This is a genomic window from Paenibacillus hodogayensis, assembly GCF_039536325.1.
GTDB lineage: Bacteria > Bacillota > Bacilli > Paenibacillales > NBRC-103111 > Paenibacillus_AB > Paenibacillus_AB hodogayensis.
In genome coordinates, this window is record NZ_BAAAYO010000006.1 from 484,448 (window position 1) to 498,061 (window position 13,614).

At 58.6% G+C, this 13,614-nt stretch carries 7 protein-coding genes; all 7 read right to left on the bottom strand.

Annotated features, from left to right (window positions below; translation table 11 throughout):
* Positions 1-71 precede the first annotated feature (71 nt).
* Positions 72-1,163 carry a prephenate dehydrogenase gene (locus ABD796_RS13305; RefSeq protein ID WP_344908574.1) on the bottom strand — a complete coding sequence of 364 codons (1,092 nt, stop codon included), beginning with the start codon at positions 1,161-1,163 and terminating at the stop codon, positions 72-74.
* Positions 1,156-2,256, bottom strand: a complete 1,101-nt coding sequence (gene hisC, locus ABD796_RS13310) for a histidinol-phosphate transaminase (protein WP_344908576.1) — start codon at positions 2,254-2,256, stop codon at positions 1,156-1,158. The genes ABD796_RS13305 and hisC overlap by 8 nt, the downstream gene beginning before the upstream one ends.
* Positions 2,257-2,458: 202 nt before the next feature.
* Positions 2,459-3,838 (bottom strand): extracellular solute-binding protein, encoded by a 1,380-nt coding sequence (locus ABD796_RS13315; protein ID WP_344908578.1) that lies wholly within the window; start codon positions 3,836-3,838, stop codon positions 2,459-2,461.
* Positions 3,839-3,963: 125 nt separating this feature from the next.
* Positions 3,964-6,210, bottom strand: a complete 2,247-nt coding sequence (locus tag ABD796_RS13320) for a hypothetical protein (RefSeq protein ID WP_344908579.1) — start codon at positions 6,208-6,210, stop codon at positions 3,964-3,966.
* Positions 6,211-6,398: 188 nt separating this feature from the next.
* Positions 6,399-8,768 carry an S-layer homology domain-containing protein gene (locus ABD796_RS13325; RefSeq protein ID WP_344908581.1) on the bottom strand — a complete coding sequence of 790 codons (2,370 nt, stop codon included), beginning with the start codon at positions 8,766-8,768 and terminating at the stop codon, positions 6,399-6,401.
* A 12-nt stretch (positions 8,769-8,780) separates the two neighbouring features.
* Positions 8,781-11,174 (bottom strand): hypothetical protein, encoded by a 2,394-nt coding sequence (locus ABD796_RS13330; RefSeq protein ID WP_344908583.1) that lies wholly within the window; start codon positions 11,172-11,174, stop codon positions 8,781-8,783.
* A gap of 27 nt (positions 11,175-11,201) precedes the next feature.
* Entirely contained in the window at positions 11,202-13,532 is a 2,331-nt protein-coding gene (locus ABD796_RS13335) for a hypothetical protein (RefSeq protein WP_344908585.1), read from the bottom strand.
* Positions 13,533-13,614 lie beyond the last annotated feature (82 nt).

Genomic DNA, 13,614 nt, shown 5'->3' on the forward strand with positions numbered 1-13,614 from the left:
ACGAAAAAAACGGCGAAACGGTTTCACCGCTTCGTCGTTTTTTTTGAAATTTTTTTATGAAGAGTCGGCTTCTACAACTGGACCTTGTAGTTGCTTTTTTTCAACAGTCCGATGGCCGCATCCATATCGGTTTCATTGCGGAACGACAGCCTGAGCACGCCCGGAACATCCGCTCTGCTCTCGATAATCTGAATGTTGCTCAGATTGATCCGCTGATCGCCGAGCAGCGTCGCGATCTGCCCGATAATGCCGGGATGGTCGGGCACGTCCACGTACACGTCGTACAGAGCGATTATCATCCCCTTGCGGCGTTCGGGCAGCTTGCTGCGGAACGCTCCCGCGCTTTCGAACTCGCGATACACGCCTTCGCCGTCGCTCGTCTCCAGCAGATCGGTGAATTTGCTTATCCCGGCATTCCAGTCGCGCAGCAGACGAAGCAGCTCGTCCCGGTTATTGAGCAGGATATCGCGCCACATGTATGGGTGTCCGGAAGCGATTCGGGTTATGTCTCGGAAGCCGCCTGCGGCCAAGCTCTCGTACAAACCGTCCTCCTCATTGTAGCGGGCAATCTGGTTGACCAGAGCAACGGCTATGACGTGAGGCAGATGGCTGACCGCCCCTACGATCCGGTCGTGCCGCTGCGGTTCGACCCGCACGATATGCGCCTTCGTATGCTTCAGCAGCGCCGCGAGCCGGTCGTAAATATCCTCCGGCGTCGTTTCGTCCGGCGTCAGCACATAAAAGGCGTTCTCGTACAGCAGCGATGTTGCCGCCTCGACCCCGGACCTCTCCGAGCCGGCCATTGGATGGCCGCCGATAAAATACACGCCGGGCAGGACTCGGCTTGCCGCGTAATGCGCAATGGACGCTTTCGTGCTGCCTACATCGGAGATGATGCAGCCCGGCTTAAGCGAGATTTGCAGCAGCCGGTCCAAATACTGCTCCAGCAGTCCTACCGGGACGCACAGAAAAATAAAGTCCGCCCCGTCCACCGCTTCTTCCAAGGATGCGCACGCGACGTCGATCACGCCACGTTTCATGCTTTTCTCCAGCTCGAGCGGATTGATGTCGTAGCCCGCCACACGGATGCCCGGCTTGTCTTTGAAGCAGAGCGCCAGCGATCCGCCCATCAAACCGACGCCGATGACGGCGACTTTATCCATTCGCGGCAACTTCTCCAAGCACTTGCTCCAGCGCGGAGATAAACTTCGCATTCTGGGTCTCGCTGCCGACCGTTACGCGAATCTTCGTCGGGAAATCGAGGGCATGACCGCCGCGCACGATCAGCCCTTTGCGAAGCAGACCATCAAAGACGTCTTTTGCCGGACGCTTGACGTCCACCATGATGAAATTGCCGTATGCCGGATAGTAGTCCAAGCCGAGGCGGTTGAACTCTCCTGTCAAATAAGCGATGCCCTGAGCATTTTGCTCGCGGCAGAACGCGATGAATTGCTGGTCCTCTACTGCCGCCTTGGCCGCGGCTTGAGCAAAGCGGTTCGTATTGAACGGCTCGCGCACCTGATTGATCGCATGGATCACATCCGGATGCCCGATTCCGTAACCGATGCGCAGCGAAGCCAGACCGTATATTTTCGAGAACGTCCGCAGCGTAATTACATTGTCGTACTCGGCGATCACATCGATCCCGTTCGGCAGCTCCGGGGACTCGCTGTATTCGATATAAGCTTCGTCGAGCACGACCAGCACGTGAGCCGGTACCTGCTTGAGGAAGTCGTTCAATTCCTGACGCGATACGACCGTTCCGGTCGGATTGTTCGGGTTGCATATCCAGACGATTTTCGTGCGGTCGTTGATCCGGGCCAGCATCGCCGGCAAATCGTGCTTGCCGTCCTTGAGCGGCACCTCTATCGACACGGCGCCCTCGATCTCGCAGTTATGCTTGTACTGCGGGAACGTGTGCGTCGCCATGACCGTCTCGTCGCCTTGCACGAGATAAGCCCGGGCAATCATCAATATGACGTCGTCGGAGCCGGCACCGAATATGATCTGGTTCGGCTGCACGCCGAAGTGGCCGGCAAGCGCCGACGTAAGCTCGACGGCTCCTCCGTCGGGATATAAGCTCGCCGTCTCCAGTTCGGCGACGATCGCTTCTTTCGCCTTGGGGGAACATCCGAACGGATTTTCGTTGGATGCCAGTTTGATAACCTCGCTCAAGCCCAATTCGCGCTTAACGGCTTCGATCGGTTTGCCCGGCTGGTATACCGGCAGGTGGATGATCGTTTGTTTCGGCTGCACGGAGTTCACCTCTATGAAAGAATGGTTGCCTTGCTTTTTTGCACAATATTAATATTGTAGCTTATTTGTGTGCCGCTTGCCAGCAAAAGAACACAGTTTCGCCGGAGAAGCCGATTAGAAGCAATCGGCGGCAAATCGAAGCCGGGCGACTCTTTGCTCCCCCATCCTGCCCTAGGTGTGCTGCATCCGAGACTTTAAAGCTCTACTCCGCGCTGTCTCGGCTCCACGCCTCGATCTGCGCGCATACGGCGCTTTCCGACTCCAATCCGGCCCAATACAGCTTCAGCTCGCGGTTCAGCCGTGTCAATTCGGCCGAATCGATGCCGAGATCGGTGAAAAACCGGAACCCCGGAATCGTCTCCCGGAACAGCGAGAAACGAGAAGGCCTGTACATTTTCTCTTCCCCGACCCATTCGGCCGCCGGCCGCAGCGACGGCAAGCTGTACGTATGCTGGCGGATAAACGTCTGAGCCGTCTGGGACGTCAAAAATTCGAGCAGCCTTAGCGCCGGCTCCTTGTTCGTAGAGCGCCGGTTCACGGCAAGACCGATCGAAAGGAGCAGCGAACGCGGCGTTCCGAAATGGGGAACGGGAGCGATATCGAACGGGATCGGCTTGTTTTGCAAATAGTTCAAGTAAAAAAAGCTGGTCACGATCATCGACGCCTTGCCCTTCGCCAGCATGCGCTCCGATTCGCCCGTTGCGACCCCGTCGGACAAATGGGAAAGCTCGCGCTTGATGTCGCGGCAATTGCGAAGCGCTTCCATCATCGGCGTACCGCACAGACGGAGCGCCCCATCCGGCCCGCGCTCGAACCGGGCATCCGTTTGCAGCGCCAGCAGCGGCCACCGGTTCGGCGAGTAAAAGTCGAAATGGAACCCGACCCGCTCGTTCGGTACCGCAAGCCGCTCGGCAGCTCGGATCAGATCGTGCCACGTCCAGCTGCTGTCCGGCTCGGTAACGCCTTTCTCCGTAAAATGGGCGCGGTTGTACGCCAGCAGCAGCGGGGAGAAAATAAAGGGAAGAACCAGAAGCTGCTCGTTGGAAGAAAAAGCGTCGGACAAAAACGGGTACATGTCCGGGTTGCGCGGCAGCGATTCGAGCAGGTTCTCTCCGCCGTTCTCCATACATTCCCGAAAGTCGGTATAGTTCATCATGACGGCATCGAGAATGCCGCCGGAAAAATAGTTTCCTATATAATGAAAGCTCGAGCTGGTGAGCGGAACGGCCTGCACGCGGATATGCGGGTTTTCCTCCTGAAATAAGGCGATCAGCTTCAACAAGCTTGCTTCGCTGATCACCGAGGAGTGAAAGCCGAATTTGACCGTCGTCGTATCGTCGTTTCGCGAAAGAATCACTTTGTTGCCGACGCGCGGTATTTTTTCCAGAAAGCCCTCGCCGACCAAAATGTCGAGTCCTTTGCGCACCGACTGGTTGCTTAGGTCAAACTGTTCGGCCAGCGCCTTCTCCGAAGGAAGGAATTGACCGGGAAGCAGCTTTCCCGTCACAATGTCCTCGCGCAGACGGGCTACCATATCGTTCAACCGCTCGCGCGGGCTTTTGCGGAATGCTTTAGGCTCCATATGATACCTCTTCTGTTAGCGATACGAACATCCTCATTATAACAAGCGATTGGGATAACCTGTCAACCGCAGGAAAGCCTTCCGCTGCGGCACCGACTGGCCGGAAATCTGCGATAGCTCGGCCTTCACGGAAGGAGCAGATTGCCTTCGCGGTGACGAACCGTACCGCTCTCCGCCGGCAGACGGCTGCGATCAACGCCTTCCTCGACGCAAGCCGTATGCAGCATATACGAAGACGCGGCAAAAGCGTCCGGTCGCGTGTCAAACGCGCCTCCCTTAAATCGGCTGCCAACGGCTTGGTAACGGTGCTTACCGCCTTCAATAGCGAAGTGGGCCATGCCCGGAGCGGCGGCCGAGCTAGTCATTGACCCGAGACTCCACGTCACGCTGTTTGTTTCGCCGATGCTGCTCATGAACGCCATTGCGCCGTTTGTGCCCGAAAACTCCGCGCCGCCGTCAATCGTAACCGATTGACCGGATTGACCGGCTTCCGTTACCTGCGCGGAACCGGGCTCTCCCCCGGTCCACGCCCCGATCAGCGCAAAGCCGCAGTCGGCAAAGCCTCCGCCCCGAACGACCAGCTGATGACAAGCGACCTGTAGAACCCCTTCTCCGCCGGAAACTCCGGTAAACCGCGTATGGAGTAGCGTCAGCCGGCCGATGCTGCCCACAATCAACTTTCCGACGTTCGTAAAGCTGCTGTTCGCGATCGTCACGTCTCCGCTAACGGGAAGAAACCCAATCGCTCCGCCGTCGGGTCGGCTTGCGCGAGCAAGCTCTCCCCCATGGGTTGCGTCAAAGCTGCATCCGTCGATCAAGTTCGTTCTCCCGGAGCGGGCGCTGCTTTGCGACAGCGTGACGGAGCTTTCCGCCGTGCAGCCTCTCATCTGGAGGCCGTCGGCGTTCGCCCAAATCGTACCCGAATCGCCGAGACCTTCCTTCCGATAGGCGTAGCAGTCCTCCAGCGTCAAGTCGCTTATTTTTTTGTGCGCCACGATTCTCGACGCGACATGCTTCCTGACCGTGATGCGTTTGGCGCTGTCGCCCCAGGTCGTGCCGCTGTTGGCAAACGACAGCAGCCCCGAGTTGCCGGTATACGTCAAGTCGTGCTCGAATTGGCCATGGGTTACGAACGGGCCGTAATCGTCCCCGTCGCCGTGACAATTCTCAACCATGCAATAGGCGGCGCAGGTGAAGTCGTTCAAGTGACGGGCATTGCTCGTGTTGCAGTCGCGGACGTGCCCGTACAGCACGTGGATTTGTTGGGTCAAATAACCGGTGCCGCCCCAATCCCGCTGAACCGGATTGATCAGCTCGCACCGTTCGGTGACGAAGGATGTGCAGTATCGCCGCATAATAACCGGCCAAAACGCGCCGACAGCGCGAATATCGGAGACGTCGCATTCCACGGCAAACTCGTATGCGACAGGGCTGGAGCCCAATTGATCCCACGTAGGGAACGGCTTGGTCAAGGAGGGCGTCAATGGTGCCACCGGAACGCCGACAAAGCGCATATTGCGCACGCGGCTCTGCACGACCGGATTTATTTTGCGATACACGATCCGCCGGCCCGCCTCGAGCGGCCAGCCGAGCTTGTAATTGAACCGGACATGACGCTCGTCGATCGTTTCCGTCACCTGCAGCAAGTAATCCAACTCACGCTGGGCCGCTCCTTCCGGATGCGGGGCCGCTTGCACGATCCACCAGTCGCCGACGGCGAAGGCCGCGGAGTCGGCCGTTTCCAGCACATCCGTCAGTTCGGCCAGTCCGTCGCGCAAGATGACCGTTTGCGTCTCGCCTGTTGCCGTTCCGCGAAAGCAAATAACCGCCCCGAACGGGTTGTCCGGTTCGTTTAATTCGATTCCTTCCGTCGTTACCGTATGCCCGAGAAAATCAAGCTCGATCCGGCTGCGGGCAAATATGTGACGGCGGGAAAAGTTCAGATCCGAGTGCGCTTCTATACGATATATCGCCGGATCGCCCATGAGAGCCTCAAGCGCATCGTCAGCGTCGGCGTCCGCGCCGAACAGGCCGAACCAGCGAAAATCCGCTACCCCCTCATGAATTGTCTCCCACCGTCCGGGCTCTTCTCCGGCATGCGGATTATGTACCGTTCCACCGTTGTCCGGACGCCCGCTGCCGGCATCATACCGCACCCATTTGCCCCCGCCGTCGCCGTCTTTGCGATACCCGCCAACCCTTACAACGGCTCCGTCCTTCCGGCTCCCGGACGGCAGCCGGAGAAGTTCGGCTATTGTCGGAACTTGCACGATGGCTAGGGGCTGGCAGCTTCCGGGTTCAAGCCGCTCCTCCTCCTCCTGCCAGTCCGTTTTGTTTGAAGAGGCTTCATTCCCGGCTCGCGTCCATGACATGATGACGTTCTTCCTTCCTAAGCATTGATTTATTTTTGATTTGAATTATTCATTTAAGAATCCTAAAAAATCCTATCTGGTTTGTTTTTGATTATATGTCGGGTTTGCAGGGTTGTCAACGTTCCGCTAGAGAAGCGTTTGTCCACGGAAAAGAAGCCCCGGACATGAGCCGGGACTTCTGCGCTTCATTATTGAATTTGGATGTAAGACGATTTGCCGCCCCAAGCGATTACCGTATAGGAACCCGGCGGAAGACCCGTGGTAGCCAAGGAGGCAGGTACATTCGCTTCGGTTTGCACCTTCCGGACGCTCCCGTTTTGAATCCCTCTCTCCAAATCGGCTTTCGTCGCGCTCAGACCGCGTTTGATCAAGTAGACCTCAGCCGCCCTGTCCGTTACGACCGAGAGAGCTTGCCCGGACTTGACCGCGTTTTGCTCAACAGCGAGCGTCGGTCCGAAGTCGATCTGAACCGTCTCTGCCCGGGAGAGCGGGGCTCCCGCATAATCCTTCAAGACGCCAGCCGGCACCCGAACGGTCACTTTGCCGCTCGGAGGCGCGGCGAATGCAATGCGCAGCATGTGCTCCCGCAGTTCTACCCGGTCGTTTGTCGCATATGTGACCATCGTCACCGTACCGGCATACGTCGCATACGATACGGACGAGCGAAGCTCGGCCATCGTCGCGAAGCTGTTCGAAATAGGTTTGTTAAACCCGATATCCACGATGCCGTTGTTGCTGTACACGTAGAGCGACTCCTGCGCCAGCGAAGCGGATAGCGGCGCATTCAGATGCAGCTCCTGGTCGCTTCTATACTCGCTCATCTCGTAATCGGCGGTTACGCCGATCAGCACATAATCGCCCGGCGGCAAAGCCGCCGTGGAGAATACCGCCTTCTCGTTGGCCCGGACGCTTTTGCTGAGCCCCTTATGCTCGGTTACGACGATATCCAGCATGGACAAATAGCGGCTGGTCGCTCCAGGGACCAGATACAGCGTACCCGGCTGATCGGAAACCCCGTAAACGACGTCGCCTACGGTAGCAATCCTTTGACCGGCTGTATAAACGCTTTCGACTACGCTCCCTTCCAGCGGGATCGAAGCTACTGGAACCGCCGGATTGCCGCCCGATTCGGGTTCCCCTCCGGGATTGCTTCCGTCTCCGCCCCCGCTTCCGCCCGCAGGTCCGGAGCCTCCGCCGAAACTTCCGCCGCCTCCTGAAACCGATATTTCCTTATCGCCGATTTTAACCGTAACGTTTCCATCCACATCGGTTCCGAGCTCCAGCTTGCCCGGCGTGATCGCGAACTGAATGCCGGCAGAGTTGATGATCGCTACCTGAACCGTTCCTTGACCGAATACCGATACGGCCGCATGAAGTATCAGCCTCGCGATCGTCGCTTCTTTACCGAAGACGAGCTTCGTTCCGCTTCCTTTCCGGTCCACCGTCAAGCTTTCGACCGAGCCTTTGGGGATTTCCAGCATAATTCCGCTCGCCAGCACATGGACTGCCGCGAACGTTCCCGTCAGCGTGATTTGAGTCTCTTTCGCAAGCTCCTCCGCCAACGTAACTTTGGCGATCCCGTCGCCTGTCGCGTCCTCCGCTTCCAGAATGACTGCGGAACGAACGAGCACTTCTGCAATAACGGTCGTGCCGCTCGCCGCGATGCGTACCGGTCCGTCCTTTTTGTCCACAATCACTTGCCCTAGAACGACGCCTCTCAAATAGACGCTATGAACTCCGCCGCCGCGAATGAAGGTTTTGCCCGTTACCGAAACGTTGTCCAGCGTAACGTCGCCTTCGCCGATGCCTTCTCCAAGCGTCAGATTGCCGTCGATCTTCATATTCCGCAGCGTAACTCCCGGCGCGGTCACGAAAACGTTGCCCTTGATCGCGGCCGATCCGCTTTGCGGACCGTATGTGCCCGCCTTGTTATAGACGTTGGCGTTATTGGATCTTTCCAGCATGACGATGGCCTCGGCGCGGGTCACAAGCCCAGCGGGCTTGAAAGTCCCGTCCTCGTAACCGTCGGCAATGCCATGCTCCGCAAGCGTGCCGACGGCCTTGCGGCTCCAGTCGGCGATTGTCGCGGAGTCGCGGAATTGGGTGGCCCCCCGGTCGGATTCCTCCGAGCCCAGCTTTAACAGCCGCGCCACGATGACGGCCAGCTCCTGCCGGGTTACGTTCGCCTCGACGCGTATGCTGTTGTCCTCGTATCCTTGCACATAGCCGGCCTTCACCGCCTTGGCAACGTCCGCGTAAGCCCAATGACTGTCCGGCAAATCCGCATAGGAAATCGCCGCGGCGTCCTTCCAGTCGTACAGGCGATTAATAAGGGCCAACAGCTCGCCGCGCTTAATCGCTTCGTTCGGACGCAAACTTCCGTCCTCATACCCTTGAATGTATCCTTGCTGAAGCCATGCCTGCATGGACCGCTCGGCCCAATGTCCTTGAATGTCCGCAGGCTTCTCCAACGCAAATGCGGCCGACCAGCCGGACGTCGTCATACAGACGATGAGCAGGGCGATCGCATAGCGTTTCATTTTGCGAAACACGTGCATGGTATCCCTCCTCTATGCGATCGTCAAGTTATCCGCGCTGTGCTTGATTGCGTTCGTCTCCGCCGGCAGCGACGCGCGGTTGACGCCTTCCTCGATGACCGAGCTGATCAACAATGGATTGCCGCCGCCAAATCCCGCGTTCGTAATGACATACTGGCCGCCCGTGAAACGAGAGCCGTACGCTTTGAGCCTGTGCGAACCGTTCGCGATGTGAAAATGGGCCGTAGCCGCGTCCGCCGTCATACTCGTCACGTCCCCGAAACTCCATGTGATGACGTTCGTCGGCTCCACGCTTTTCAAAAACGCCTTCTCTCCGTTCGTTCCGCTGAACACCGCTCCCCCGTCGACCGTAAACGACTGGTTCGGCGTATTCGGCGCATTGTTCACGTCTCCCAGACGGTCCCACGCTCCGGTGAACAGGAATCCGCAGTTGATCAGGCCGCCTCCCTGCATGACGATCTCCCGCGTCCCGACGCGTACTTTCCCCGTATCCGGCGACGCTCCCTTGAACCACGTGTTGATCAGCGTCAGCTTGTTGATGCTGCCCAGATTGACGTTGATCACGTTCGTAAACTCGCTGTTTAAGATCGTCAGCTCGCCGTTGATCGGCGTATACCCTACCGCCGTCGTCCCCGACCGGATCGGGCGCGCCAGCTCGTAGCCGTCCAGCATCCCGAAAGAACTGCTGTCGATGATGTTTCTGCGCTTCGCCCGCGACGACCCTTTGCTGAGCGTAATCATTTCCTGCGCTGTACAGCCTCTCATTTGCAGGCCGTCCATGTTCAGCCAGAACGACCCCGAGTTCGCCAGCTTCTCCCCTGGCTTCGTGTACGACACCACCGCGTGGCAGTCCTCCAGCGTCAAGTCCGTGATCCGCTTCATCGCGATGATCCGCGAGGCGATATGCTTCTTCACCGTGACCCGCTTGGCGCTGTCTCCCCAGTTCGTCCCGCTGTTCGCGAACGACAGCATCCCCGAGTTGCCGATGTACACCAGGTCGTGCTCGTACTGGCCGTGCGTGACGAACGGCCCGTATTCGTCCCCATCCCCGTGGCAGTTTTCCACCATGCAGTAGCCTGCGCAGGTAAAGTCGTTCAAGTGGCGGGCGTTGCTCGTGTTGCAGTCCTTCACGTGCCCGTACAGGACGTTGATCTGCTGCGTCAAGTAACCCGTTCCGCCCCAGTCCCGTTCCATCGGGTTCATCAGTTGGCATCGCTCCGTCACGTAATGCGAGTTGTACCGCCGCATGACGACCGGCCAGAACACCTTCGTCGCATCGATCCCCGTTACGTCGCATTCTACCGCATATTCGAACGCGACCGGGTTCGAGCCGATCATATCCCAATCCGGCGTCGGCTTCGTCGTCGCCGAACCGTTCTTCGGCACCGGGTTGCCCACGAACTTCATGTTGCGTACGCAGCTTTGCGTTACCGGATTGATTTTCCGGTACGTGATCGAGCGTCCTGCCGCCAGCTCCCAACCCGTCTTGTAGTTGAGCCGGATATGCGTCGCGTCGAACACCTCCGTCACCTTCACCAAATAGTCCAGCTCGCGCTGCGCCTTGCCGCCCGGGTTGTTCTCGATCTGCGCATGCCACCAGCTGCCCACCTCGAACGGCGCGGAATCCGCTACCTGGTAAATGTCCGAGTATTCCGGAATCGCCGCGCTCAGCAGCGCCGTCTGCGTCACGCCCGTCTGCGTCCCTTGGAAAAACATCACCGCTCCGAACGGATTGTCCAGCGTGTTCAGCTCGGTCCCTTCCGTCGTCACCGTATAGTGCTGAAAATCGATCTCGATATTGCTCCGGCTGAATTTGTGGCGTTTCTTGAAATTGAGATCCGTATACGCCTCGATTCGCTGAATTGCCGGATCGTTCACCATCGCTTCCAGCGCCGCATCCGCGTCCTGATTCGGGCCGAACACCCCGAACCAGCGGAAGTCCGCCACTCCGTTATGTACCGTTTCGAAACGGCCCGCCGTTCCGTCTACGTAGCGCATTTCCGGACTATTCGCGCTTTGCGCCCATCTCGCTCCCTGGCCGGTCGACGGATCGTGCACCGTCCCTCCGTTGTCCGCTTTCGTGCTGTTTGGCACCCAGCGTACAACTTTGCCCCCGCCGTCGCCATTTTGGCGGTAGCCGCCGACATAGATGCGCTGCCCGTCCTTGAGCTTGTCCGGGGAAAGCGCCAGCAGCTCTTGAACGTTGGCTGCCTGAAGCGCGGATCCGTCTTCGGCCGATTTGCCGTCCGCATGGACGACGCCGCTTCCCAATACGCTGTTGGCCGCGAGCACGGCCCCGCCGATAGTAAGCGACGTTTTCAGCAAGCTGCGTCTGCTCATCGGTTGGGCTTCGGGAGCGGTTTCGCCGGCGCTATTCCGGGTTTCCTTGTTGTTATGATCGGACATGAGTCCACGACTCCTTTCTCCGGGACATCAGATCGTGACGTTGCCCGCGCTGTGCTTGATCGTATTCGTCTCCGCCGGCAGCGACACGCGATTGACGCCTTCCTCGATAACCGAGCCGATGAATAAATAATTGCTGCCGCCGAATCCGGCGTTCGCCACCGTGTACTTGCCTCCCGTAAACCGCGTACGGAGCGCTTTGAGCTTGTGCGAGCCGTTCTCGATATGAAAATGGGCCGTAGCCGCGTCCGCCGCCGTGCTCGTCACGTCCCCGAAGCTCCATGTCATGACGTTCGTCGGCTCGACGCTTTTCAGAAACGCCTTCTCTCCGTTCGTTCCGCTGAACACCGCTCCCCCATCGACCGTAAACGACTGGTTCGGCGTATTCGGCGCATTGTTCACGTCTCCCAGACGGTCCCACGCTCCGGTGAACAGGAATCCGCAGTTGATCAGGCCGCCTCCCTGCATGACGATCTCCCGCGTCCCGACGCGCACCTTCCCCGTTTCCGGCGACGCTCCCTTGAACCACGTGTTGATCAGCGTCAGCTTGTTGATGCTGCCCAGGTTGACGTTGATCACGTTCGTAAACTCGCTGTTCAGGATCGTCAGCTCGCCGTTGATCGGCGTATACCCTACCGCCGTCGTCCCCGACCGGATCGGGCGCGCCAGCTCGTAGCCGTCCATCATCCCGAACGAGCAGCTGTCGATGATGTTTCTGCGCTTCGCCCGCGACGAGCCTTTGCTGAGCGTAATCATTTCCTGCGCCGTACAGCCTCTCATCTGCAGGCCGTCCATGTTCAGCCAGAACGATCCCGAGTTCGCCAGCTTCGTCCCCGGCTTCGTGTACGACACCACCGCGTGGCAGTCCTCCAGCGTCAAGTCCGTGATCCGCTTCATCGCGATGATCCGCGAGGCGATATGCTTCTTCACTGCTATCCGTTTGGCGCTGTCTCCCCAGTTCGTCCCGCTGTTCGCGAACGACAGCATCCCCGAGTTGCCGATGTACACCAGGTCGTGCTCGTACTGGCCGTGCGTGACGAACGGCCCGTATTCGTCCCCGTCCCCGTGGCAGTTTTCCACCATGCAGTAGCCTGCGCAGGTAAAGTCGTTCAAGTGGCGGGCGTTGCTCGTGTTGCAGTCCTTCACGTGCCCGTACAGGACGTTGATCTGCTGCGTCAAGTAACCCGTTCCGCCCCAGTCCCGTTCCATCGGGTTCATCAGCTGGCACCGCTCCGTCACGTAATGCGAGTTGTACCGCCGCATGACGACCGGCCAAAACACCTTCGTCGCATCGATCCCCGTTACGTCGCATTCTACCGCATATTCGAACGCGACCGGGTTCGAGCCGATCATATCCCAATCCGGCGTCGGCTTCGTCGTCGCCGAACCGTTCTTCGGCACCGGGTTGCCCACGAACTTCATGTTGCGTACGCAGCTTTGCGTTACCGGATTGATTTTCCGGTATGTGATCGAGCGTCCTGCCGCCAGTTCCCACCCCGTCTTGTAGTTGAGCCGGATATGCGTCGCGTCGAACACCTCGGTCACCTTCACCAAATAGTCCAGCTCGCGCTGCGCCTTGCCGCCCGAATTGTTCTCGATCTGCGCATGCCACCAGCTGCCCACCTCGAACGGCGCGGAATCCGCTACCTGGTAAATGTCCGAGTATTCCGGAATCGCCGCACTCAGCAGCGCCGTCTGCGTCACGCCCGCCTGCGTCCCTTGGAAAAACAGCACCGCTCCGAACGGATTGTCCAGCGTGTTCAGCTCGATCCCTTCCGTCGTCACCGTATGGTGCTGAAAATCGATCTCGATATTGCTCCGGCTGAATTTGTGGCGTTTCTTGAAATTGAGATCCGTATACGCCTCGATTCGCTGAATTGCCGGATCGTTCACCATCGCTTCCAGCGCCGCATCCGCGTCCTGATTCGGGCCGAACACCCCGAACCAGCGGAAGTCCGCCACTCCGTTATGTATCGTTTCGAAACGGCCCGCCGTGGAACCGCTTAAACTATGCACCGTGCCTCCATTATCGGCTTTGGCGCTGGCCGCCGCCCAGCGTACGAGCTTGCCCCCTCCGTCGCCGCTCTTCTGGTAACCGCTTACAATGACGTGCTGCCCATCTTTCAACGTATCCGGCCGCATCGCGCGCAGTTCGTTCACATCGGCCGCATGGATCACTTTGTTTGCGCTCTCCGTCGATACCGGCTGAGTATCGGCTGCCCACGCCAGCTTGGAGGAAACCGCGTTTCCCGCGAGAATGGCGCCGCCGATTCCCAACGTGCGGAGCATGTTTCTTCTGCTGATCGATTCATTGCCCGTGCCTCCGGCGCCTGACTTTCCCTTTTTCTCCTCATGTTCCATCGATAACAGCTCCTTCTTGTACCCGTACGTCTCTGATTCAACACTGATTTGAAAATGACTGGAAATAATTCTGAAAAACAAA

What these genes read in the sequence shown, in the direction of transcription:
- ABD796_RS13325 (WP_344908581.1), bottom strand. Translation starts at nt 8,768, where the DNA reads ATGCACGTGTTTCGCAAAATGAAACGCTATGCGATCGCCCTGCTCATC.
- ABD796_RS13335 (WP_344908585.1), bottom strand. Translation starts at nt 13,532, where the DNA reads ATGGAACATGAGGAGAAAAAGGGAAAGTCAGGCGCCGGAGGCACGGGC.
- ABD796_RS13305 (WP_344908574.1), bottom strand. Translation starts at nt 1,163, where the DNA reads ATGGATAAAGTCGCCGTCATCGGCGTCGGTTTGATGGGCGGATCGCTG.
- ABD796_RS13315 (WP_344908578.1), bottom strand. Translation starts at nt 3,838, where the DNA reads ATGGAGCCTAAAGCATTCCGCAAAAGCCCGCGCGAGCGGTTGAACGAT.
- ABD796_RS13320 (WP_344908579.1), bottom strand. Translation starts at nt 6,210, where the DNA reads ATGTCATGGACGCGAGCCGGGAATGAAGCCTCTTCAAACAAAACGGAC.
- ABD796_RS13330 (WP_344908583.1), bottom strand. Translation starts at nt 11,174, where the DNA reads ATGTCCGATCATAACAACAAGGAAACCCGGAATAGCGCCGGCGAAACC.